Below are 24,334 nucleotides of genomic sequence, written 5' to 3'. Positions count from 1 at the left end.
TACTAAATTAATTTTTTAGCTGTAAAGCTGAAAGTACAATGGCAAAAGCTGAAAATTGTTTTACAATAGGATTATAACATTGCGATAAGTTACACCACAATTTAGGGTAACAGGTTGACTGCTCCCGTTAAATAAACCCAACAAACCTGTTGCTTAAACCAGTTCTTTAAGTTCGGCAAAATTACTGATAGTTGCTACCATCCCATCGGGTACTACGCCAAAACCATAGTTTGCAAAAATGAAAGGTACACCGGCTTGTTTTGCGGCGCTATAATCGCCCATGGTATCACCCACATAAACCGGCGCTTTCAATTGATGATCATTAACCACGTCTTTAATATTATCGGCCTTAGGGTTTCCTTTCGTTCCAAAACACTGGTGACCAAGGAAATGACCATGCAATTGGTTCAGATCCAAAAACAGTTCGATATAACCATTCTGGCAATTGCTCACTATATAAAGTTTGTAATTTGCGGCAAGATATTTAAGGGTGTCTTCCAACTGAGGATAAAGTTCCCCTCCTTTGGTGTACAGGATTTCCAACTCGCTAACAGCGCAAAGGGCTTGTACCTCTTTACGTTGCTCTGCATTAAGTTCGGGGAATAATTTATCAAAAATGGCATCATAGGTCATTCCTGTAATAGAACGTACACGTTCCTGCGTCATTTCCTCTTTAATATATTCTACCTTACTGATAGCCGCCTGCCACGCCAGGGCAACAGTAGCTGTGCTATCCCAAAGGGTACCGTCAAGGTCAAAAATTATGCTGTCGTATTTGTTTTTAAGCGAATTATTCATAGTGCCGGCAAAAGTAGTGTTTTTTACCCCTGCCGGCTATCACATTGATGTTAATTTAAAAAAGAGGAGCAGGTTATTGAGCTGTAATTACCCTTATCATATTATTGAAGGTATCGGCAACATAAACTTTCCCCACGCCGACAGCCAGTCCGTAAGGAACTGAGAAACTTGCTTTAGAGCCCTCTCCATCTGCCAGTCCTGAAAAACCTGTACCTGCAATTGTCGAAACATTACCGAATGCATCAACAGCCCTTATGAAATGGGCCGAATCTCCCTCGTAGATAACACCCTGATTATCGGCCGTTAAACCAATAGGTGCTGTAAAGGTAGCAGCGTTTCCGGTACCATTTATCGAACCTTCGGCACCGCTGCCGGCCAGTGTGGAAACAACGCCATCGGAAGTGATCTTTCTGATCATGTTATTGCCCGAATCTGTTACATAAAGATTACCCGACAAATCAATTACAATACCTTTAATCTGCGAAAAACTTGCAGCGGTACCTGTTCCGTTTGCAGAACCACTAACACCCGACCCAGCAAACGTAGTCACGACACCAGCCGATGTTATTTTGCGGATTTTATAAACATCGGCAACGAATAAATTCCCGTTTCCATCCACCGCTATTCCGGTTGGTGATGTAAAGCCTGCTGCCGTACCTGTACCATCGGCCCCGCTTGCTCCGCCCCCTGCCAGGGTAGTAACAATACCTGCCGAAGTTATCTTCCTGATTACCTTACCTGTACTTTCCGCAACATATAAGTTGCCATTCCCATCCAGTGTTACATCCTGAGGGTTATTAAAACTGGCATCGGTGCCTGTCCCATCTGTATCGCCCTGTTCACCGCTCCCGGCAAAAGTAGTAACCACCCCCGCCGATGTTATTTTACGGATCAAATTATTGCCCGCGTCGGCCAAATAAATATTGCCTGCTGCATCTGTAATCATACCAGCCGGGTGGTTAAACGACGCAGCACTCCCGGTACCATCAGCTTTGCCCGGATTTATGCTGCCTGCAAATGTGCTTACGACGACGGTTAGTGTTTGCGTAGTATCATTACTCTTTTTTGAACATGCGGAAACAACAATTAAAAGCATCAGGCATGGCACAACAGCTTTAAAAATGGTTAATTCATTTTTCTTCATAATGTAATTTTAAAACAAAATTTTAATTGGTTTTATAGCTGATCAGTGCAGGAGGTGCGCTAATTTAATTAAAATTAAAGCCTAATCCAACTAAAACACAATGGAACAAACATTGCCTTAAATCGCAATACATTTTAATTTATAGCTTAAAGAGCTTTTAATTACTATCCGGTAAAAGGTTTTATTTTTTTTTAAAGAAATATCAACGTTATATCAAATTTTTTTTCTACATTTAACTATTCACTCAGATCTATTAAAAATTGCGTAAAACTACGTACGCAAAACGGTGAAATCCCTGATTACTTTTTATAGAGCGTTGGTTACTTTTGGAGTATAATCTGATCCTGTAAAACGCAGAATCATTTTAAAAAACTTATACCTTGCTTATGAAATTATTCTACCATTTTCTTGTACTGGTTGCGGCATCCCTCATTTTAGTAGCATGTGCTAACATGTTTGCCTCAACACCCGAAAAAAAGCTTGACATGCCTCCGCAACGCAGCGGCATTTATTTAGATAAAGATTCGTTGTTAAATTCAGGAATAAACACCAGGCTGGTAATCCCTGATCATCATTACGATGATGTTTTAAGCAAATATATTAACGGTAGCCATCAAACAGGATATAAAATACCCTCATTTAATAATTTACTTATCGCAGCAAATCACCTTGGCCTAAACCAAATTGAAAGATAATTTAGTTTAATAGTTAGTTAATTAGTTAGGAACAGTTGTAAACAGTCGTTACAGAAATGTACCGACTGTTTTTTTATGATCAGAATTTTGGAAACGAGCCCAACCCGAAAAATATAGCGAACAACGGGATAGCTAACAGGAAATATGCTTTTGCTAATTGCCTGTCATCGGCATTACCAGCTACAAATACATTATATAGATCGGCCTTTAGTGATTGAAGTTTTGCTTTCATGATAATAGATTTTAAGTAATTATAAAAAGCTTAATTTCAAATAGTTATTTATTTTATATAAATCAAGCTAGTTATTATTATGACTGTGGCAACAATTTTTGGTTTAAATGAAAATGCCCTTAATTTTTCAATCAAGGGCATCGCTATGTATTTCAGTCAGTTAAATTATTTCGTTTTATCTTCGCTCATCTCAGGATGATAATGCAAGCCTGGTGTAAGCCAGTGTAAAAGCATCACCCTCGAATACCTGTAATTAAAAGGGGCCAATGCAACTGCTACCGCTAAAATAATGGTTACATATAGCCAGGGATTAGTGCTGCCTGTTAAAACGCTGATGGCAACTGCCAGCGTAACCATTTCGGCAACATTAAGCGCATAACTGGCAAACATGGCTACATAAAAGTAACCTGGCTCCCGCTCATATACCAGGCCGCAGTGCGAACAGGTTTTATGCATTTCCTGGCCTTTAAATTCATACATGCCGGTAATAAACAGGTCACCGCGCCTGCAACGTGGACATTTAGCATTTACAAAGGCAGACCATGCTGATAATTTATATTTAGGGGTTTCCATAACGTTATGATTTATTGTTTAAGGATTTTTTCCTGAACTCTTCGGGAGTAATACCCTCTATTTTTTTAAAGAATTTGGTAAAATATGAGTTGTCGCTAAAATTAAGATTAAAAGCAATTTCGCTTATGTTGAGCCTGGGATTGGTCAATAACCTTTTGGCTTCAAGCAATGTCCTGTTACGGATCACCTCGCCTGCCGACAGCCCAAGTACATCCTTACACACCGCATTTAAATGATTGGGAGTGATATAAAGGAGCTCGGCATAGTCCTTAGGGAGCTTTACATCGATATAATGCTGTTCAATCAGCTTCTGAAAATTACGGATCAGTGTTTGGTTGTAGCCTTGTTTCCCAAAGCCATCGCCTTTTCCCTGACAACGATTTACCAGAATGAAAAGCTGAAGCAAAAGCACCCGTACCATATCGCTGCCCAAAACTGCAGGCTTTTCAACTTCAGATACAATCTTTTCAAAAAGGGCAATAATTTCGGGTAACTGATCGGCAGGCAAGTCAATCACTTCATCCTTTGGGTTGCCGTTCAAAAAGTTAAAATTATCAAAATAGCCTGAGCGTAATAAAAACGACTGGATAAACGAGCTTGAGAAATTGATGATATAACCATCAGTAAAACCCTCAAAAGCCCATGAATGCACCTGCCCGGGAATCATAAAGTAGATCTGCCCCTGCCTTACATCAAAGCTCTCAAAGTCAATGGTATGTGATCCTCTGCCATCAGTAAACAATACCAGGTGATAAAAAGAATGACGGTGCGGGAAGAAAAGGTTTTTATGAGCATCCAGATACGCGGCAAACCTGCTGATCAGGATCTCGTCCTGCTTTATATCATCAGCCAGCGTGCAAATATCAATTGTTGGAATGCTTTGTAACATGACACAAAACTACACACAATAGCTTTGCCCTTAATGGTACTATTTTTATTTTGTATGGTACTAATCAACGATTATTGCTTTTCGCTCACAAATCACGTCCATTTCTGGATAATATCTTCCACGCGCTCAAAAGTAAAAGGTTTGCTTACAAAATCCTTCATACCGGCCTGGGCACATTCGCGCTCATTTTCGCTAAGCACATTGGCTGTCATGGCAATAATTGGAGGGGCCCCTTCTCCATGCTTTTTCAATATATGACGTGTAGCCTGCAAGCCATCCATTTCGGGCATTTGAATGTCCATAAATATCAGGTCGTAATTACACTGCTCAACCATGTTTACGGCTGCCAGCCCATTTTCGGCTATATCAATATTATAGCCAACCTTTTTAAATATCTTACTGGCTATCAGCTGGTTCATTTTATTATCCTCTGCTAATAAGATACGTAAAGGGCGGTATTGAAACGCTTCCTTTTCACCTGCTTGTATCTCCTGCTCAGTAGTACTATGAGTAACCTGTAAGGGTAAAGTAAAGCTAAACAATGAGCCCTGGGCCTCTTTACTCTCCGCCCAGATCCTGCCGTGCATCATTTCAACAAGCTTTTTACAGATGGATAAACCCAGTCCTGTACCGCCATACTTACGCAACGCGGTGGTATTTACCTGGGTAAATGGTTTAAATAATTGGGCTAAGGCTTCTTCGCTTATTCCAATACCATCGTCTTTTACGCTGAAAGTTATTTCCTGTATATTGTTGTTGATTTCAGTGGCACTGACCCGCAGCCTTACCGAACCCTCATCTGTAAACTTAATGGCATTTCCTATCAAGTTAACCAGGATTTGCTGAAGCCTGCCCTGATCTGCTATTACGTGGTCGACTACATTATCATCAACATGATACGTTAAGCTTAAGGGCTTATGATGTGTGGTAATGGCAGGTTCGGTAATTTCAATAACTGTTTTTATGCAATTGCGCAAATGTGTTGAAACCGGGTGCAGGATCAGCTTATCAGCTTCGATCTTTGAGATATCAAGAATATCGCTGATGATGTTGATCAGCAAATTACTACTTGATTGTAAGGTTTGAAGCAATTCCTGCTGTTCAGGCTGCAAATTGGTGCGGGATAGCAATTGGGCCGTCCCGATGATACCATTAAGCGGAGTACGGATTTCATGGCTCATGTTAGCCAGGAAATTCGACTTGGCAAATGTAGCCGCTTCTGCCTGATCGCGCGAAGCAGAAAGTTCGATTTGCGAGGCTTGCAGCTCTTCACTCTTACGGATCAGATCGCGCTTATCTGTTTCATGGCTTTTTTTAATGAAGCCCACCAATAGTCCAACAATTAAAACGTTTGATATTGCGGATGTTAGCAGATCTGATTCTTTTGAGTTAAGGCTGCTGTAGGGTTGCACCAGATACGGAAAACGCTTTTCAGCGTAATAACAGCCTAAAAAGATAGCTATCAGGGCACCGATAAAAATATAATGGTATCGTTTTTTTACCAGCAGGGTTATAAGCACTATAAAGAAAACGCCCGAAAGCGTTGTTGAGCCGCCAATACCGCCGTTGTAAAACCAGCCCGGGATAATTGCAGCTAAGCCAATACAGATGTAAATCACTGCAACATCCTCCTTATATTTTACAAAACGGCTCCGGTAAAAAGCCCACCCCGACATCAGGATCACGAAAAGCTGAACAAGTTCCAATTTGTAACTTAAACCCAGGAACAAATTACAGATCAGCGAAAAAATGCTGCTAACGCAAATGAATAATGTGAGCACATTAAACAGCTTATTCTCCAGCGACAAATCAGGCTCGCCATAGCCAATAATCCGCTTCAGCTTTTCCATTTAAAATAAAAAATTAATTAGAGAGAACCCTTTATACTCCAAAACGGAGAGTTCGGTTTAGTAAATAAAGTATTTTTCATGAAATCTTTAAAACTTTAGTGTTTAAAAAATCAAAAAACAGGACATTGTTATTTAATAATTAAATTAAAAAATTGATGTAATTATTAAGCAATCAAAAACCAGCTTTTAGCTTGCCTATCAGGCTGCTAAAAACAAACGGCACGCCCTTCAACAGAAAAGCGTGCCGTTAAATTATAAAAGAATATTTAGTAAGCGCTGGCAGTATTCAGGGTTTCGATAACTTCCCCGCTCAACTTCAAATTGGCAGCTGTGACAAACTCTTTAAGCTGATCAAGATTGGTGGCGCTAACGATAGGCGCCGTTACACTTGGCCGCGCAATTAACCAGGCCAACGCAATTGCCGACTGGCTTACGTTGTATTGAGCAGCAACCTCATCAAGTGCTGTCAATATTTTAAAACCGCGCTCATTAAGATATTTTTTAACCGAACGTGCCCGGCTGCGCCCCTGCAGGTCGCTTTCCGAACGGTATTTACCGCTTAAAAAGCCGCTGGCTAATGAAAAATAGCTAATTACACCTATATTTTTCTCCTTCAAAAAAGGCTCATAGGTGGTTTCATATTTTTCCCTGTCAAACAGATTATACTCGGGCTGTAAAGTTTGGTACGCGATGAGCCCCTTTTCAACACTTACTTTTAAAGACTCGTGCAATCGCTCAACCGACATATTGGATGTGCCGATAGCACGAACTTTACCTTCCTGCACTAACTGATCATAAGCACGTAAGGTTTCTTCAACCGGCGTTGAAGGGTCATCATAATGGGTCTGATACAGGTCGATATAATCTGTCTGCAGCCTTTTCAACGAGTCTTCAGCAGCTTTGACAATATAATCCTTTTTCAGGCCCTTTCTTTCCGAATCTAATTCCGAACCCACTTTTGTAGCAATAATGACCTGATCACGCTTACCGCTTTGTTTTAACCATTTGCCTATCTCCGTTTCCGATTCTCCTCCCTTATTGCCTTCAACCCAGCGGGTGTATACATCGGCAGTATCAATTGTGTTAAAACCGGCGTCAAAAAACGCATCCAGTAAAACGGCGGTATCATTGCCTTTAACTGTCCAGCCAAAAACGTTACCGCCAAAAACCAATGGCCCAGTATATAGTTCGGATTTACCTAATTCACGCTTTTCCATATGATATTATTTTTTATAAAAAGATGAACTATGCCGCATTTGTTTGTCAGTAAAATGAAATAACCTGGTGCTTATTTATAACAAAACTGAATTAAAAACGACAATGCATCACTTAAAACTAAGTACATTTGCCCTTTGTTAATTTAATATAATGGCTAAAGTTTCTATCAACCTGGCAACAGGCTCATTACAAAAAGAAGAAATCATTGTAGGTATTGATCTTGGCACCACCAATTCACTGGTAGCATTTATCAACCCTGATAAAAATCCGCAGGTAATAAATGATGCAGGTAAAGGTGTACTTGTTCCATCTGTGGTGCATTTTGGCAATACCGGAGATGTACTGGTTGGAAACGAGGCAAAAGAATTTCTGATAACTGATCCGCAAAATACCATATTTTCGGTTAAGCGCTTGCTGGGTCGCAGTTATCACGATATTGAAAACTACAAAGACTTTTTTAGCTATAAAGTAATTGACGACGATACTGAAAGCCTGGTTAAGATCAAAGTAGGCGATAAATTTTATACGCCCATCGAGCTATCGGCCCAGATATTGAAAGAGCTTAAGGCCCGCGCCGAACATGCCCTTAAAACCCCGGTTAACCGTGCGGTAATTACAGTACCTGCTTATTTCAACGATTCGCAACGCCAGGCCACCCGCGACGCAGGTAAACTTGCCGGACTTGATGTTTTGCGGATAGTAAACGAACCTACCGCTGCAAGCTTGGCGTATGGTATAGGCTTAAACCCTGAAGAAACAAAAACCATTGCTGTTTATGACCTTGGTGGTGGTACTTTTGATGTATCCATACTGCAGATCCAGAATGGCATTTTCGAAGTGCTGTCAACCAATGGCGATACCTTTTTAGGTGGCGACGATTTTGACCGCATTATTGTTGATTACTGGATTGAGAAAAACCAGCTTAACAAAGCCGAAGTATTTGCCAATACCGAACTGGCGCAACAACTGCGCCTAAAAGCCGAAGAAGCCAAGAAAGCCTTTGCCCATCAAAGCCTGGTTAACGATAAAATTGGCGAGATCTGGTGTACGCTTGATCGTACAACTTTTGAAGAACTGATATTGCCTAAAGTGCAACAAACCATCGCCAGCTGCCAGAATGCCCTTAATGATGCCAAACTAACCATCGATCAGATTGATGAAGTAGTTATGGTTGGCGGTTCAACCCGCACGGCATTAGTTAAGCGTATGGTTGCCGAGTTTTTCGGTCGCCCGGTGCATGATGATGTAAACCCAGATGAAGTAGTTGCCTTAGGTGCTGCTATACAGGCCGATATTTTGGCCGGTAACCGTAAAGATATTTTATTGCTGGATGTTACCCCCCTATCCTTAGGGATTGAAACTATGGGCGGCCTGATGGACGTGATCATCCCCCGAAATTCTAAAGTACCAACTAAAGGCGGCAGACAGTATACCACCTCAATAGATGGGCAGGTAAACATGAAAATTGCTGTTTACCAGGGAGAGCGCGACCTGATCAAAGAAAACCGTAAACTGGCCGAGTTTGATTTGAAAGGCATCCCTTCTATGCCTGCCGGTTTCCCTAAGGTTGATATTAACTTTTTATTGAATGCCGATGGCATCCTTACTATACAGGCCATCGAGCTACGTTCGGGCGTAAAGCAGGAGGTTGAAGTAAAACCAACTTACGGCATTACCGACGAGCAGGTGGAGCAAATGCTGATGGATAGCATCACCCACGCAAAAGATGATGTGAGCCAGCGTATGCTTATTGAGGCACGTACAGAAGGCGAGCAAATGGTTTATACTGTTGAACGCTTTCTGCAAAAGAATGCCGACTATGTTTCCGTTACAGAAATTGCTGATACTACCAAACTTGTTCAGAAACTGAAAGAGGCTCTGACAAGCGGTGATAAAGACCTGATTTTAAAAACGATTGATGAGGTTAACGAGTTTACAAGGCCTTTTGCGGAACGCTTGATGGATCAGGCTATAAGTACAGCTATGAAGGGCAAGAGTATAGAATAGGCACAGATATTGCTGATCAAGTCAAAAATCTTAAAATTTGAAAAGGACAATTTCTGCTTTAGCCCTGTTTATTTATATTGCCGTAACTAATACGGCCTGTGCTTCAACCCGTAAACACCTCCGTGATACGTCTGCAAAATCGTCAATGCTGGATACTTTAACGTACGATTCATTGATGAAAAAACTGGCCAACGGCGATAAAAGCGGACGCTGGCCGGTAAAAACCAAGGAGTATCCCCTGCCCGGTGCTATCTTACCATTTAACCGCATTGTAGCGTTTTACGGCAATCTTTATTCTAAAAACATGGGCGTGCTTGGTCAATACCCACGCAAAACCATGCTTAATAAATTAAAGGAAGAAGTAAAAAACTGGGAGAAAGCCGATACGGCTACCAATGTAGTGCCGGCCCTGCATTACATCTGCGTAACCGCCCAGGCAGATGCAGGGCGTAATGGTTTACATAACCTGCGCATGCCCTTTAGCCAGATAGATACCGTGATCAACTGGGCAAAGAGTATTAATGCCCTTGTATTTTTAGACATACAGGTCGGTTTCAGCACGGTACAAACGGAATTGCCTTTGCTGGAGAAATACATGAAGATGCCAAACGTTCATTTAGGCATCGACCCGGAATTTTCTATGAAAGAAGGCAGTGTACCCGGCAAGCGCATAGGCACTTTTGATGCCGATGATATTAACTACGTAACAGGTTATTTAGCCAAGCTGGTGAAAAAGAACGACCTGCCGCCTAAAATATTCGTGGTTCATCGCTTTACCAAACGCATGGTGACCAATTATAAAGACATTAAACTAAGGCTTGAAGTTCAGGTAGTAATGGACATGGACGGCTGGGGCGGCCCGGAGCTTAAAAAAGGCACTTACAAATATTTCATTTCCGAAGAGCCTGTTCAGTTTACCGGCTTTAAATTATTTTATAAAAACGACATTAAGAATGAGCCGCACCGGATGCTTACACCCAAAGAAGTGTTAAGCCTGAAGCCTGCTCCTATTTATATTCAGTACCAGTAAAGAAATCTTTCATTCACTATATTAGTATTATGAAAGATGAAATGGAGGAAATAGATTATGATGAGCAATTAACCACTGCCGACCAAGAGATTGCGATGGCAGATTTCATTAAACACGAAGACGTCGAAAATCTATTTCAGCTGAGAAAAGAAAATCGTTGATTTAAATTTTGAAAATAACTTAAAAAAGAAAACTCCCCGGTTCCTGGGGAGTTTTCTTTTTTATTTCCCTAGTGCTTCCTGTTCTTTCAGTGCTGCTATATTATTACTATTGCTGTAGTTTGCAGTTTGATTAGCAAAATCTTCGAGGATGGCTGTAATGGTATCCAGGTTTTCTGATACACGCTGGTGCATATCGGGCAGATCTTTTTCAAGACGTTTGTCTCCAAGCTCAATATTATCAACTTCAATTTTAGTTAACTTAGCAATGATAGCCTGTTGGCTATTCTTCAGGTCTTCCAGTTCATGGACAATTTTTTCCATCAGTCCAAACTTCTTTAACTTATCCATAATAGGTGGTTTTAATGATTAATTATAAATCTAACCACCTTAATAAAAAATTGTTTCAGATTTGGAATTGCTACCTATAACTAATAACTTAGTTTAACTAATATTTAGTTATGAAAAATCTATTTATAAGCCTATTCCTTATCTTATCAGTATTACAATTACACGCTCAACAGCCCGCTAATGATTCGCTCTTGCTTGATTATTATCAAAATCAGCGTTTTGCCGATGCAGCCGATTATCTCCAAAAAACATATCCTGAACCTATTACGGATCTTAAGGTATTGGCGAAACTGGCCTATACATCAAAAATGGCCTCACGCCTGCCTGATGCCGAAAACTACTATCAACGGATTTACGATACTGATACCACCAGCCTCACCAACCTATACAATATGAGCGAGATCATTAAAAGGCGTGGCAATAACAAAAAAGCGATTCAGTATGTAAAGAAGATCCTGCTGAAGGACACTACTAACTTTGACGTATATAAACAATTGGCAGACCTATCACAAAATATAGGCGATATAGAGGGAAGTATCGTGTACCTGCAAAAAGCCAACAAAATCAATCCGCTTAACCCGGATGTTGCATATGATCTGTCGTCTTTTTATATAAACCTTAAACTATATGGTAATGCCGAAAATATAATTGATAAAGCTTTAGTTGCCGATACAGCAAACCTGCTTTTGCTGAAGGGGAAAGCCCAGGCTTCGTATGCTTTAAAAAGATACCCGGTAGCCGTTGCCATTACCAAAAAACTAATTGATGCAGGTGAACAGGCCGGCAGTATCGTATCTATGCTCGCTACCTCCTATTACATGACCACCCAGTATGCGGATTGTATCAAAACCTTCAAAATATTGGAGGATGGTAATACAGGCACCGAAGCTTCATATTACTATACAGCAATGAGCTACAAAGCTTTACATAATAATGCTAAAGCTATTGTATATTTAAATAAGGCCATTGAGGAGGCCGTATCTACTGGGGTAAGCTCCTATTACAGCGAAAAAGGTGATTCGTACGACCGCCTGCACCAGCTTAAAAGTGCTGTTGAAGCATATCAGAAAAGCTTGCTATATAAGCCCGATGCTATCACTTATTACGCGCTGGCCACGCTGTATGATACCGAACTGAAGAATAAGTCAATAGCTATTAAGTACTATAAAAAATACCTGGCGAGCAAACCAAAGGATTCACAAAAAACTTATATCGCCTACTCTAAAGAACGCATTAAGTCGTTAGGGATTTAGCGTTGCATTAAGCGGGCAACGTATTTGCCTATGATATCGAACTCAAGGTTAACCAGGCTGCCAACTTGCACATTGTGCAGGTTGGTATGCTCAAATGTATACGGGATAATAGCTACAGAAAAGCTGTTGGCGTGCGAATTAACTACAGTAAGACTGATACCATTTACGCAGATCGATCCTTTTTCTACCGTTACATTACCGCTTGAGGCGTCATATTCAAAGGTATACTCCCAGCTACCGTCGAGTTCTTTAAAAGCGGTACAAATGGCGACCTGGTCAACATGCCCCTGCACAATATGGCCGTCAAGCCGGGCATTCATTTGCATACAACGCTCCAGGTTTACCGGGTCGCCAACTTTGAGCTGGGATAAATTGGTTTTATTCAGGGTTTCTTCAATAGCGGTCACTACATGCAAACCATCAGCCAAAGCTACTACGGTAAGGCAAACGCCATTGTGCGCTACCGATTGGTCAATCTTAAGCTCATGCGATATAGCTGATTCAACAGTGATATTGAGGTTGCCTTTTTCCTGTTGCAGATCGGTGATCTTACCTAAAGTTTCTATAATTCCTGTAAACATATGCCTCCTGGCCCGTTAAAGGGCTACTTTGATTGGCACCAAAGCTATAACATTTTATACTACGGTTTGTCAGCAGTAAATGAAATTATTTGAAACTTGAGAACAGATCCTTACGCTTATTGCGGAGATCTTTGCCACCTTCCAATATTGATTTCAGGTTAGCCAGATAAAATGTCCAGCCAAGCTGGCATTGTACATAAAGGTTTTTTTCAGGATCGGCTTCTTCAGGGATATTTTCCTGTACCAGTTCAACAATAACAACACCTAATTTGCAGGTTATGGAAACACCTACAATACTGCCGCCGGTAAATGTAAACTTAACAAAATCACTTCCGTTGGCCTCTAATACCTGCCCGTTCTCAACCGTAGTATCGTCATATCCATGCCAATACCAGGTATAAGTATCCTCCTTCTTAATAAATTCCTGCTGTTCGCGCTGACGGCCGGCTATGGCAAAGAAATCGGCCTTACGCAAAAACCAGGTTTCCAGGCCTTCGGGAGTAGCCCAGGCTTCATACATACTGCGCACATCTGTGTCAACATCAGCTGTTACTTTAAATTTGCTCCATCTGTCGTCTGCCATAATAAAATTGTATATCGGTTTTGGGTGTTTGTAACCAAAAATAACAATTATAATTAAGGCTTTCATTAACTTGCCTTTAAATCTTAAACATGCCAAAGCAAAGTGCCGGGATCTTATTATACCGTAAGACATCTCAGGGTTTACAGTTATTTCTTGTACATCCGGGCGGCCCTTTCTTTAAAAACAAAGACGATGCCTCTTGGTCGGTACCCAAAGGTGAATACGAAGCGGATGAAGACCCGCTCGCAGCAGCCAAACGTGAGTTTCAGGAAGAAACCGGACATGAAATAACAGGGAGTTTTACAGCATTGAGATCTGTCAAACAAAAAGGAGGTAAAACAGTATTGGCCTGGGCAGTAGAGGGCAATATCGATCCGAAAGCCATCAAAAGCAATACATTTGAAATGGAATGGCCGCCGCGTTCAGGCAAAAAACAAACTTTTGATGAAATTGACCGCGGCGAATGGTTTGATATCGCGACAGCAAAAAGAAAGATTAACCCGGCGCAGGTAACTTTTATAGACGAACTGGCTGCGATGAATAATTATTAAACCTGCTTCCTGTTTTTAATCCAGTTGCTGGCTTCAACAATCTCCGACTGTACGGCAATGGAAACCTTCTTTTTGCTCAAGAGCTGTTCCATTACCATTGCAGCTATTATTGCCTCATCCTCGTGGCTTTCCTGCAGTTCTTCGGGGGCAAAATATTTTTTTACAAAGTGCGTATCAAAATTGCCCGAAGTAAAGGCCTCATGTTCCATCACAAAACGCCCGAAACCAAGCGTAGTTGTAATACCGGTGATTTGATATTCGTCAATAGCCCTTATCATGCGGTCAATGGCTTCGGCACGTGTATCGGCATAAGTTATGAGTTTGGCTATCATCGGGTCGTAATAAATTGGAATTTCCATACCTTGCTCAAAGCCATCGTCGACCCTCACACCGGGGCCCTTGGGTGTGATGTATGTTTGCAGCGTGCCGATATCCGGCAAAAAATTATTAGCAGGGTCTTCGGCATAAACACGAAGTTCGACCGCGTGACCGCGAATCGCTAAATCCTCCTGCTTAAAGCTGATAGCCTCGCCTCTCGCTATTTTAATTTGCTCTTTCACCAGGTCAATACCGGTTATCATTTCAGTTACCGGGTGTTCAACCTGCAACCGCGTGTTCATCTCCAGGAAATAAAAATTCAGCGCCTCATCCATGATAAACTCAACCGTACCGGCACCGGTATAGTTAACAGAGCGGGCCACATCAACCGCACAACGCCCCATCTTTTCTCTTATTTCGGGCGTTAATATTGATGACGGCGCCTCTTCAATTACTTTTTGATGCCGGCGCTGTACCGAACAATCGCGCTCAAATAGGTGCACAATATTACCATGTGTATCGCCAAGTACCTGGATTTCGATGTGTTTGGGGGATGAAACATAGCGCTCAATGAAAACGGAACCATCACCAAAGGCTGATGTAGCTTCAGAAACCGCCAACTGCATCTGTTCTTCAAAGTCCCCGGCACTTTCAACAATACGCATCCCTTTACCGCCACCACCTGCAGCTGCCTTGATCAATATGGGGAAGCCCACTTCAATAGCCCGCTGTTTGGCTTCATTAATATCGGTAATTGCCTCTTCGGTTCCGGGCACCATCGGGATATTGTATCTAAGCGCCGCATTTTTAGCAGATAGCTTGTTACCCATCACCTCCATAGCCTCCGGCGAAGGACCGATAAGAATAAGCCCCGAATCTCTTACCAACCGGGCAAAACCGGCATTTTCGCTTAAAAAGCCATATCCGGGGTGAATCCCTTCCGCACCGGTTTGCTTACAGGCAATTATGATCTTTTCACCAACAAGATAAGATTGACTGGAAGGAGCTTCTCCAATGTTTATAGCTTCATCGGCATAGCGCACATGTAAAGCGTCTCTATCCGCGTCCGAATATACAGCAACGGTTTTAATACCCATTTCGCGCGCAGAGCGCATAATCCGCAAGGCAATTTCGCCCCGGTTGGCAACCAATATTTTCTGCATAAAACAAATGTAATTGATTTATCCAAAAACTTATCATATGCCAGATGCTTATAAAAGCGGCATGAAATATTAAATGTTATTTAGAAACCCACCTGTAGGTTTTACGAGAACATTTATAACAGATGTATTTTTTGAAAGGTAAGCCAAACAGGAAAAATTTAGCAAATGCGCTCCGCTTAACACGGCTTAAACGGGTTTTACAATTCCGGCACATTAATTCGCTGGAACTTGTTGTAGTATTAGCCGTCTCCTGTGGTTTAATTCGAAACTCCGCAGTCATTTGTTAATTATGATAATTATTAAAGGTTGTAATAATTAATTCATTAACCTATAATAAACTAACAAATAAAGTTTTTATATAAAATCAACAAATTATTATTTTGTATAAAAATAGTTACAATGAATGAATTTTTCATGAACTCGGCTTAAAATTATTCCTAAAAAGAATACGCGATCGACGGTTAATTAAATAATTCATACTTTCTTTAATCATTACCTAAAGTAACTTGCATACAAAGCAGGCATAAAACAAAAATGCCTTTGGCAAAACCAAAGGCATTTTTGTTTTATAGATAATATGATTTCAATTATGGTTTAGTTGGCGCAGGTGCACCCGGCGGCGGACCTGGCTGTCCCCCTGGACCAGGGGCCATTCCTGGGCCACCCGGGCCTTTTCCGTCTGGTACCATCACTTCAGGATGGGCTGTACCACGGTGACAGGTATTGCAATTAACTCCGCTCTGCATAATCATGCCCAATGAGTCTTTTTTAGCATGAAAATATTTCTGGTTAATTTTGTTCATCATTTTATACATATCACGAGCCATTTCCTTTTCTGGTTTGGCATCGCTTGTCCAATCCATCTTTTTAGTTTCCTCATTACGGGCATGGCAAAAATTGCAATGCACGCCCAAAGAATGCGACCAATCTTCCATTACCTTATGCAGGTTTTCGCCAGAAATCTTTTTAGGCAATACTTTAAGATTTTTAAAACCTTCGTCCTGTGGCTTACTGGTGGTCATGGCGCCAAACACTACTATGGATAGCAGACCGAGTGTAACTAATAATTTTTTGTTAACAGGCATAATTGTCATGTTTAAGTCATCTAAATTAACTTATTGATTTTAATGTTGCAACATTTTCAAGCAAATGATTGAATTATTCACGGTAAATTCATAGTTACAAACCTTTGCACAAATTTTAAGCAATTGATTTACTGATTAGTTTCTCACTTATCTGCCAGAGCTTTTCCTGTGCTATAGCATCCTGTACTATTCCAGCCGTTTTAGCAACCCTCTTCTTTTTAAAATAGCTACCATTAAATTTATCCAATTGAGATGCAGTTGCCAGGTAGATGGATGTTTCTGCGCCCCGTTCAGGTGTGATCATAAACGGCCGGGCCAGCTTCATGAATATTTTTTCAAACCCTTTAAGCTTATCGGCAAAGCCGCTGTTCACGGCACCTGGATGGAGAGAGAATGCCAGTACCCCATTGTTGCCAAACTTTTGTGCGAGTGACCGGGCAAAATAAACGTTAAAAAGTTTGGCCATACCGTAAGCTTTAACAGCCGAATATCCTTGTACCGATTGCAAATCGTCGAAATTGGGTTTCCCTAATTTATGCCCCTCGGAGCTCACATTGATAATGCGCGCCTGCCCACGCTCAAGCAATGGCATCAAGCTCGTAGTTAATAAAAAGTGCCCGAGATGGTTGGTAGCGAAAGTCATTTCAAACCCATCCTTACTTACCTGTCTCTCACTAAAACCGGCGCCTGCATTATTAATAAGTGTGTTAACCGACATCAACTTGTATGAAAGCTCAGCTGCAGCTTCACGAACACTTTGCAGATCGGCGAGATCACATTTAATTACATAGATATGCTTATTGCCGGTCTGGCTAATGATTTCCTGTTTAACAGCCTCACCCCTGATGATATTACGAACCAGCAGGTAAACCGCATGATCCTGCCCGGCAAGGGCTATTGCCGTTGCTTTACCAATGCCGGAGGTAGCCCCGGTAATAACCGTTGTTTTTATAGGCATAAGTGTTGATGCAGATAATTTTGAACGGACAAGATAGTCATTTACTTGCCCTATGCGGCCGGGTAATGGTATTTTTACCCTGGGATTGATGCCCTCACCCAAACTTACGAAGTTTTAGAATTGCAGATCATGAGGCAGATTACTTCTGCATCACCATTACACCATTCATGAGCAGCGTACTGCCACCATCGGCAACAATATTATACACTTTTTGTACGCCGCCTGCATGTTCTGTTTTTTGCAGCACGGTGAAAGCTTCGTATTTACCTGTTTGTTCATTGAGGCAAAGCACTTCCTGTCCGGTTGCCACCTCTCCTATTTTGACATTGCCCTGTTTGGTTAACATAGGGTGATTGGGAGTTGCCTGCAGAACCTTGCTATTCAATTTAACCTCTTTCCCCTGTGTTGTAGTTTTTGTTTGAGCTGATACCAACACCAGTTGAGTAATCGCGTAGTTTTTTGCTTCGTGAGTAGTGAGTTCTTTCACCTTAACTATCATGTTCTTTTTAGTAGCAGGATCAACAGAAATTACCTCATCTCCGCTCTTTACAGCTTTCAGCATCTTTTTATCGCCGTTAGCCATAGTTACCAGTTCTTCGCCCGGAAAACAGATATCATTACCATAGGTAGCAGCTTCCTCTTTCAGGTCCTTACCGCCGTTAAGTACTTTATATTGCTGAAAACTAACTTCTTTCGACAGTACATAAGATAGTTTTAGGATAAAGTTTTGCTCTACTTTGTTGATATTATCAATATCCTGAAAATATTGTTCCCAAACCTTGGCATCGGCTGTAAAATCAGGTACCAGGGCTTTGTAAAGTTTGCCCTTTTCGTTGGTATAAAATACCATCAGGCCTATTTCCTGCATACCTTCTTTGGCCATCAGTTTATACAGGTCGATGCGTTTTTTTAACCCGTCAGATCCGGTTATGAAATAGGGTTTACGGCTTTCATACCTGTCAAGCACATATGTATTTTCAAATTTAATGTAAGTGTCATTATCCAGGTTGGCAATCGTGAATGATTGTGCCTTTTTATACTCATCCATAGTAAGCGGACGAGGGTTTACTGTTTGCGCCTGGGCAAAATAAAGAGATGAAGTTAGTAGTAGTGTTAATGTGAGTTTTCTCATTTTAGAGATTGGAGGTTAGAGATTAGAGGTTGGTTGTTTTAGAGATTGGAGATTAGAGATTAGATTTTGCTTTTCCAACTAATCTCCAACCTCTAATCACTTAAGACAACTGTTTAAACGCATCGGCAAAGGCTTCCATTTCGTCCATACGACCGATGCTCACGCGGCACCAGTCCTTGCCATTAAATTGCCAGTTACGGACACCTACACCGCGCTTCATCATTTCACTGACAAATTTTTTACCGTCCATTTTTAGCGGGAACATTACAAAGTTTGCCGATGATGGGATGTATTCATAACCTTCTTTTTTTAGTACCGAATACAGGTATTCTTTGGAAGCGTTTGTTTTTTGGAGAGCGTCCTTTAAAAACTCTTCTTCGCGATACGCCGCAATTGCGCCTGCAATAGTGGTTGCGGCAAGCGAAAAGCCTGTTGTATACATCGACAACGTTTTAATCGTATCGGGCTGGGCAATTACGTAGCCGCAACGCAAACCGGCAAAGCCATACAACTTTGAAAAAGTACGGGCAACAATAACGTTGTTTCCGGCTTTCACAGTGCTGATCATCGTACTGGCCTGTGGGTCGGGCAGGTAATCGATGTAGGCCTCATCAACAAATACGGTTGTTTTTTTTGACACACGTTCGCAAAAAGCTTTAAGCTTAGCCGTATCTAATATCGTAGCCGTTGGATTGTTAGGGTTACATATATATACAAGCCCGGTATTATCATCAATCTTGGCCTCCATGGCATCCAGATCAAGCTTGTAATCGGCCGTAAGGGGTACTTTGATCCACTTCCCTTCCAGCTGCTGCGCGTGCGATGGCAGGTCGTCATATGAAGGATCGCCGGTAATAATGCTTTTCCCGCCTTTGCTGTAATGTATAGCTGCCGCGAGTAATAATGGTGACGAGCCCGACTCCATCAGGATATTATTGTAGTTGATGCCCTCATACTGGGCTATTTTATTGTATAAGGTACCCTGGGTCATGAACGGGTATTGATAGCTTTTATCAATAGCGTCCTGTATAGCCTTTTTTGCAGCCGGCGACGGACCGAAAGGATTTTCATTGGCCAGCAACCTTGCCTTTAATTCAAAGCCTGCATTAGTAACAGCCTCCTGATCGGTTAATGCCCTGCTTAATGGTTTAAATACACGGGCCGGCATGGCTGCCAGCTTACCAATTGTTCCTGAAAAAAAGGCCAGTCCCCCGGCCATAAATGCGCTGGATTTGATCCAGTTTCTGCGGTTAATTGTACTTGACATGGTGGTGGTATTTAATGCTTTTACGTTGATATTATTTCTGAACCGGATATTGGGTGCGCTGGTTAGTAACCCTGGCATGTACAGCGGCAACCGTACTCCTGGCCGATTCAAATGCCCCGGCCATCCAGGCATTCAGGTATGTTAAATGCTCACCTGCAAAATATACCTGCTTATCGGGCTTTAACAGTACCGGGTATTGTGTTTTACGGGTTTCGGTGGTATACACCGCCCATCCGCCTAAATTATATTTGGTTTTATGCCAGCTTACCGAAAACGAGCTTTCAAACTCCTTGTCATATTGCGGGTGGACGAGCCTGCCTTTTTCCAGTGCGAACTTCTCCCTCTCGGCGTAGCTTAAAGCGCCTATCTTCTGCGCTTTTTCGTTAAAATTGTAATATCCAATCAAGATACCTTTTTTTCCTAAATAATCATAGGATGGATAAAAAATCTGCGTTAAATCATTGTTAGTGTGCGTTATACCACCGTAAATATGCTCATCCTCCTCCCAAAAACGGCGCTTAAACTGCAGGCCAATCTTCCCTGTTTGGTTATAGCTGATATAATCAATAGCGCGACTAACATCACTGCTGAAATTATTGCTGATATTACTCAAAACCGGCAACGGGATGGTACAGATACACAGGTCACCGTTTAATATATGCTCGCCGGTGGCATCTTTATAGGTTATCTTAACACCCTCAGCCATATTATTGATAGCCGTAACCTCCGCGCCCATTTTTATGGATGGAGCCACCTTCTTCTCCAATGCTTTGGCTATCTGATCCATCCCACCAACGGCCTGGAACATGGTCATTTGCAATTCATAGGTATATTCGGCCACGTTATAAAAATCGGGGTCCATCAAACCCGAATGCAGCAGGTCGGCCAGTTTATGCGGATCAGCTATTTTGCCTGGCTTGTCCCCTGCCCCCGGTGATTCAGCGTAACCACGGCGCGCCGATGCTTTGTATAACTTACCAATATCCAGCCCACCTTCGGCCTGCAGGTATTCAATGATCTTTTCGCCATCCTCTTTTGTAAAGTTACTGTCGAGACTGCCATGGTCAATGCTTTTAGCCAGCATTTCGGTCATATAACCACGAATGTCATTATGCACCTCCCTAACCTTTATCTTTTTGTTGGATAAAGGCCCTTTGCCTTCAGCAAAATAATATGCCCCCTCGTTTACGTTATTATAAACCTGGATGGGCACGCCCAGCTCTTTGCAGTAATGCAGTGTAAGTTCGTGGTTGTGCGGAATGCGCGAAGGGCCGGCGTTAAAATACTGCCCGGCATCAAAGCGGGCGGTAGCTGTTGGTTTATCAATTTCGGTATTGGTAGTACCATTACGGATACTAAAGCAGCGTCCACCCGTGCGCTGCCGCGCCTCCAGAATGGTGCACTGATAGCCGAGTTTACCAAGTTCGTAGGCACTGGTCATGCCGGCCAAACCTCCGCCTAAAATAATAATATGTTTTCCTTTGCCATTGCCTTCGAGATTAAAGGCATGAGCCGGCGATGGTTTTAATAAGCCAAGGGCAAGCATAGCGGGATAAGCCCCGCCAGCCAACATGGCACCTTTTCCTAAAAAGTCCCTGCGGGTAATAGTTTTCAATAAGCGCGTATTTATGTTTTACAATCAACTCTGCTTTAAATATAGTTTTTTGTTTGTTTCTATGTTAAGCTTAAAACAACTTTTGTTAAGGTTTTTATGAAATTAACAGGGTTGGTTTGGTAGCTAATGGATTTGCGTTAAGATATGGTTAAGCTCAGTTATTAATTAGAGGTTGGTTTTGTCGAGAACGATTGTGCTGGCTTGGCCAATGGGTTGATGGACATTAGTGATAGAATTATTGACCAGTTACTTGTATGAATAGGGATTTTTTGAATGTGAAGTTAATTAAAGGATGCAATTCAAATCCTATAAATTCTTTCACCCGTTTAATCGCGGTTCAGGCAAAAATCAACGCAATCAACGCAATCATTCACGTCAACGGTTCAGATTATGGGCGTTGCCTGCGGCCGGGCTATCCGCTCATACGCCTGCAGGCATTACGCTCATTGGCCGGTACCCGCTCCTATCCCTAACGCAAGGACAGAGGTTAGTGATTAGAGAATGGAGATTAGTTTTCTTACAACCTAACCTCTGATCTCCAACCACTAATCTCTACCACCAAACGTTAAATTCTGTTAAAAAGTGAAAATAAATTTGCTTTACTACGAATAGTTCGTAGATTTACGAAACAATCGTAAATACAATGGAAAAATTATCGCAACAAGAGGAAGAAGCAATGCAGGCGGTGTGGCAATCGGGCCCGGGATTTATCAAGGATTTTTTAGATCAACTGGCCGAACCAAAGCCCCCTTACACTACCCTTGCCTCTACCATAAAAAACCTGGAGCGCAAAGGATTTTTGAAAAGCGAAAAAATGGGTAACTCCTTCCGCTACCTGCCTGTGATACAGGAAGAGGAATATAAAAAGCGCTTTATGAGTGGTTTTGTGAGCAACTATTTTCAAAACTCTTATAAAGACCTGGTAACGTTTTTCGCCAATGAAAAAAAAATCAGCGCCACCGACCTGAAAGAGATCATTAAACTCATTGAAAAACAATAAACCTTACGATGATGCCGGCAACATTTGTTTTTTTATTAAAAGTAAACATAGCCCTGTTGTTGTTTTGCGCGGGCTATTACCTGGTGCTGAGGCCCCTCACTTTTTATACACTTAACCGGATCTATTTGCTTGCGGCTATCCTGTTTGCAAGCATCTATCCGCAGATCAATTTTTCGGCCTTTGTACAGCGGCACGAAGAACTGGCCAAACCTATGGAGCAGATTGCCATCAACTGGCAATCGCACGTACAACTGACAAGCCAACCGGTTCAAACATTTGATTACTGGTATTGGCTGGGCATTATTTTCTGGACAGGGGCCGGCCTGCTGCTCATTCGCCTGGCCTTACAGCTTTTATCCCTGTTACGATTGTATAAAAACTCCAAACCTCAATACATAGGCGAACATTTGGTTAGGGTAATGGACAAAGATGCCGCGCCATTTTCCTTTTGGCGAAGTATTTATGTAAACCCCGCTAAACATGAACCAGCCGACCTTAAATCTATCCTGCTGCATGAGCAGGTGCACGTGAACCAATGGCACACCGCAGATATTCTGTTAGCCGAACTGAGCAGTATTTTTTACTGGTTTAACCCTGGCATCTGGCTTATCAAAAGGGCCGTAAGGGAAAACATTGAGTTTATTACCGATCGTAAGATCCTGAAAAATGGTGTAGACAGTAAAACTTACCAATACAGTTTAGTAAACGTAAGTTTTAATAATACCCAACCCGGCATTGTAAACCATTTCAATATTTCAACTATAAAAAAACGGATAATCATGATGAACGCGAAAAGATCGTCGAAACTTAACCTCACGCGCTACGCTTTTGTAGTGCCGGCCGTTATGGCCTTGTTACTGGTATTCAGCATTTCAAAAGCTGATTTTGCCAAACCTGTGAGGATTACCCTTGCCAACGCGGTACAACCTCTGGCCAGGATCATTAACATTAACCCGGACGAGGTTATTAAACAGGATACCAAACCCGCCAAAGCTTCAAAATCGGTGTCAAAAGCAAGGGCAACTAAAGCTGCAATTACTGCTGCTCCGGTGGCACTTCCCAAAGTCGCATTAAGTGCGCTTGCGCCTGCCGCCCCATTAACCGCTCCAAATGATACTATCAAAAAGATCAGAATAATAAGCGACATTAAAAGAGATTCATTGGTATTTGTAGTAAATGGCGCGGTATCTGCCGGTAAAACCATCGATCCGACAAAGATCGAGAACATGTATATACTTACAGGAGACAATGCGCGGAAATTTGCTAAGATTGAAGAGGGCAAACCGATTAAAGTAGCTTATATAATTACTAAAGACGCTCCCAACAAAGAAGAACTCGAAAAAAGTGTACCAAATATTACTTTAAAAAAGGTTAGCACAAACCTAAGTGGCTATACTGTGCTAAATGACGATGACAATATTAATGTAGTGGCTGTTGGTCCAGTTAGTAAAAGTGTTGATGTAAAACATGTTAAAAGCCTTGTTGTAGTGAAAGGTGTAAGCAGTTCGGCAACTGGCAGCAGCAACAGTACAATAACTATTAACGGTGTAAAAGCAAAACCTACAGCTCTTTCATACAGCATCAAATCTGACGATGATGCCATAGTAGCTCAAGGCGGTGATGTTATTGTTACCGGGTACGGTAAAAAAGCAAACGTTAAGGCAATAAAAGTGAACGGAATGAGCATTGTAACCAATGGCGACAAAGACCCACTGGTTGTAATAGATGGCAAAAATAGCACCATGGATGCACTGAAAAAACTCGGTTCGGACAAAATAGAGAGTATTTCTATACTCAAAGGCGACGATGCCACAAAAAAATATGGCGATAAAGCTAAAGACGGTGTAGTTGTAATAGGTACCCGTAAAAAGTAACGTAATTGG

General features: G+C 41.8%; 24 protein-coding genes. 8 read left to right on the top strand and 16 right to left on the bottom strand.

The window, feature by feature from the left end:
• Nucleotides 1–153: 153 nt before the first annotated feature.
• A complete protein-coding gene (locus AC59JO_RS19165; RefSeq protein ID WP_091211607.1) occupies nucleotides 154–798 on the bottom strand; it encodes an HAD family hydrolase in 645 nt (214 codons plus the stop codon).
• Between the two features lie 73 nt (nucleotides 799–871).
• On the bottom strand, nucleotides 872–1,942 hold the full coding sequence (locus AC59JO_RS19160) for an NHL repeat-containing protein (protein WP_497307234.1): 1,071 nt from the start codon (nucleotides 1,940–1,942) through the stop codon (nucleotides 872–874).
• A gap of 386 nt (nucleotides 1,943–2,328) precedes the next feature.
• Here AC59JO_RS19160 and AC59JO_RS19155 point away from each other — a divergent pair, with 386 nt between their 5' ends.
• Nucleotides 2,329–2,637, top strand: coding sequence for a hypothetical protein (locus AC59JO_RS19155; protein ID WP_413667494.1), 309 nt, complete (start codon nucleotides 2,329–2,331; stop codon nucleotides 2,635–2,637).
• Nucleotides 2,638–2,716: 79 nt separating this feature from the next.
• Here the strand turns inward: AC59JO_RS19155 and AC59JO_RS19150 are convergent, their stop codons facing one another.
• From AC59JO_RS19150 to AC59JO_RS19130, 5 genes are all read right to left on the bottom strand, one after another.
• Nucleotides 2,717–2,869: a hypothetical protein gene (locus AC59JO_RS19150; RefSeq protein WP_158603985.1), complete on the bottom strand. Its 153-nt coding sequence runs from the start codon at nucleotides 2,867–2,869 to the stop codon at nucleotides 2,717–2,719.
• Between the two features lie 165 nt (nucleotides 2,870–3,034).
• Complete coding sequence (locus tag AC59JO_RS19145; RefSeq protein WP_413667493.1) at nucleotides 3,035–3,442, bottom strand: DUF983 domain-containing protein; 408 nt, start codon at nucleotides 3,440–3,442, stop codon at nucleotides 3,035–3,037.
• A 4-nt stretch (nucleotides 3,443–3,446) separates the two neighbouring features.
• Nucleotides 3,447–4,331, bottom strand: coding sequence for a helix-turn-helix domain-containing protein (locus AC59JO_RS19140; protein ID WP_497307231.1), 885 nt, complete (start codon nucleotides 4,329–4,331; stop codon nucleotides 3,447–3,449).
• A 92-nt stretch (nucleotides 4,332–4,423) separates the two neighbouring features.
• Nucleotides 4,424–6,181 carry an ATP-binding protein gene (locus AC59JO_RS19135; RefSeq protein WP_413667491.1) on the bottom strand — a complete coding sequence of 586 codons (1,758 nt, stop codon included), beginning with the start codon at nucleotides 6,179–6,181 and terminating at the stop codon, nucleotides 4,424–4,426.
• A 266-nt stretch (nucleotides 6,182–6,447) separates the two neighbouring features.
• A complete protein-coding gene (locus AC59JO_RS19130; RefSeq protein ID WP_497307229.1) occupies nucleotides 6,448–7,398 on the bottom strand; it encodes an aldo/keto reductase in 951 nt (316 codons plus the stop codon).
• 151 nt (nucleotides 7,399–7,549) lie between these two features.
• On the opposite strand from AC59JO_RS19130, the gene hscA reads away from it, so the two are divergent.
• From hscA to AC59JO_RS19115, 3 genes are read left to right on the top strand one after another with little or no spacing between them, the layout of a single operon-like run.
• Complete coding sequence (gene hscA / locus AC59JO_RS19125) at nucleotides 7,550–9,406, top strand: Fe-S protein assembly chaperone HscA (RefSeq protein WP_497307227.1); 1,857 nt, start codon at nucleotides 7,550–7,552, stop codon at nucleotides 9,404–9,406.
• Nucleotides 9,407–9,443: 37 nt separating this feature from the next.
• Nucleotides 9,444–10,436 (top strand): hypothetical protein, encoded by a 993-nt coding sequence (locus tag AC59JO_RS19120; RefSeq protein WP_497307225.1) that lies wholly within the window; start codon nucleotides 9,444–9,446, stop codon nucleotides 10,434–10,436.
• Between the two features lie 29 nt (nucleotides 10,437–10,465).
• Nucleotides 10,466–10,597, top strand: coding sequence for a hypothetical protein (locus AC59JO_RS19115; RefSeq protein ID WP_497307223.1), 132 nt, complete (start codon nucleotides 10,466–10,468; stop codon nucleotides 10,595–10,597).
• A gap of 60 nt (nucleotides 10,598–10,657) precedes the next feature.
• Here AC59JO_RS19115 and AC59JO_RS19110 read toward each other — a convergent pair whose 3' ends face one another.
• Nucleotides 10,658–10,945, bottom strand: a complete 288-nt coding sequence (locus AC59JO_RS19110; RefSeq protein WP_497307221.1) for a hypothetical protein — start codon at nucleotides 10,943–10,945, stop codon at nucleotides 10,658–10,660.
• 110 nt (nucleotides 10,946–11,055) lie between these two features.
• On the opposite strand from AC59JO_RS19110, the gene AC59JO_RS19105 reads away from it, so the two are divergent.
• Nucleotides 11,056–12,198, top strand: a complete 1,143-nt coding sequence (locus tag AC59JO_RS19105) for a tetratricopeptide repeat protein (protein WP_497307219.1) — start codon at nucleotides 11,056–11,058, stop codon at nucleotides 12,196–12,198.
• Here AC59JO_RS19105 and AC59JO_RS19100 read toward each other — a convergent pair.
• Together AC59JO_RS19100 and AC59JO_RS19095 are read right to left on the bottom strand one after the other, a co-directional pair.
• Nucleotides 12,195–12,779: a riboflavin synthase gene (locus AC59JO_RS19100; RefSeq protein ID WP_413667485.1), complete on the bottom strand. Its 585-nt coding sequence runs from the start codon at nucleotides 12,777–12,779 to the stop codon at nucleotides 12,195–12,197. The genes AC59JO_RS19105 and AC59JO_RS19100 overlap by 4 nt on opposite strands.
• 85 nt (nucleotides 12,780–12,864) lie before the next feature.
• On the bottom strand, nucleotides 12,865–13,362 hold the full coding sequence (locus AC59JO_RS19095; RefSeq protein WP_497307217.1) for an SRPBCC family protein: 498 nt from the start codon (nucleotides 13,360–13,362) through the stop codon (nucleotides 12,865–12,867).
• Nucleotides 13,363–13,451: 89 nt separating this feature from the next.
• Between AC59JO_RS19095 and AC59JO_RS19090 the strand changes: the two genes are divergently transcribed.
• Entirely contained in the window at nucleotides 13,452–13,913 is a 462-nt protein-coding gene (locus AC59JO_RS19090) for an NUDIX hydrolase (protein WP_497307215.1), read from the top strand.
• Here the strand turns inward: AC59JO_RS19090 and accC are convergent.
• From accC to AC59JO_RS19060, 6 genes are all read right to left on the bottom strand, one after another.
• The gene (accC, locus tag AC59JO_RS19085; protein ID WP_497307214.1) at nucleotides 13,910–15,394 is read right to left on the bottom strand and encodes an acetyl-CoA carboxylase biotin carboxylase subunit; all 1,485 of its coding nucleotides are present in this window, start codon (nucleotides 15,392–15,394) and stop codon (nucleotides 13,910–13,912) included. The genes AC59JO_RS19090 and accC overlap by 4 nt on opposite strands.
• A gap of 587 nt (nucleotides 15,395–15,981) precedes the next feature.
• Nucleotides 15,982–16,479: a c-type cytochrome gene (locus AC59JO_RS19080; RefSeq protein ID WP_413667481.1), complete on the bottom strand. Its 498-nt coding sequence runs from the start codon at nucleotides 16,477–16,479 to the stop codon at nucleotides 15,982–15,984.
• A gap of 115 nt (nucleotides 16,480–16,594) precedes the next feature.
• Nucleotides 16,595–17,437, bottom strand: a complete 843-nt coding sequence (locus tag AC59JO_RS19075) for an SDR family oxidoreductase (protein ID WP_413667480.1) — start codon at nucleotides 17,435–17,437, stop codon at nucleotides 16,595–16,597.
• A 139-nt stretch (nucleotides 17,438–17,576) separates the two neighbouring features.
• A complete protein-coding gene (locus tag AC59JO_RS19070) occupies nucleotides 17,577–18,569 on the bottom strand; it encodes a Hint domain-containing protein (RefSeq protein ID WP_497307211.1) in 993 nt (330 codons plus the stop codon).
• 100 nt (nucleotides 18,570–18,669) lie between these two features.
• Entirely contained in the window at nucleotides 18,670–19,836 is a 1,167-nt protein-coding gene (locus AC59JO_RS19065; RefSeq protein WP_413667478.1) for a pyridoxal phosphate-dependent aminotransferase, read from the bottom strand.
• Between the two features lie 31 nt (nucleotides 19,837–19,867).
• Nucleotides 19,868–21,451: a flavin monoamine oxidase family protein gene (locus AC59JO_RS19060; RefSeq protein WP_413667477.1), complete on the bottom strand. Its 1,584-nt coding sequence runs from the start codon at nucleotides 21,449–21,451 to the stop codon at nucleotides 19,868–19,870.
• 643 nt (nucleotides 21,452–22,094) lie between these two features.
• Between AC59JO_RS19060 and AC59JO_RS19055 the strand changes: the two genes are divergently transcribed.
• Together AC59JO_RS19055 and AC59JO_RS19050 are read left to right on the top strand one after the other, a co-directional pair.
• The gene (locus AC59JO_RS19055; protein ID WP_413667476.1) at nucleotides 22,095–22,451 is read left to right on the top strand and encodes a BlaI/MecI/CopY family transcriptional regulator; all 357 of its coding nucleotides are present in this window, start codon (nucleotides 22,095–22,097) and stop codon (nucleotides 22,449–22,451) included.
• Between the two features lie 11 nt (nucleotides 22,452–22,462).
• Nucleotides 22,463–24,325 carry a M56 family metallopeptidase gene (locus tag AC59JO_RS19050; protein ID WP_413667475.1) on the top strand — a complete coding sequence of 621 codons (1,863 nt, stop codon included), beginning with the start codon at nucleotides 22,463–22,465 and terminating at the stop codon, nucleotides 24,323–24,325.
• Nucleotides 24,326–24,334: the final 9 nt, after the last annotated feature.

The organism is Mucilaginibacter sp. A5337 (assembly GCF_059690695.1).
The sequence above is the reverse complement of the archived record's forward strand: the minus strand, read 5'-3'. Positions and strand labels throughout refer to the sequence as shown.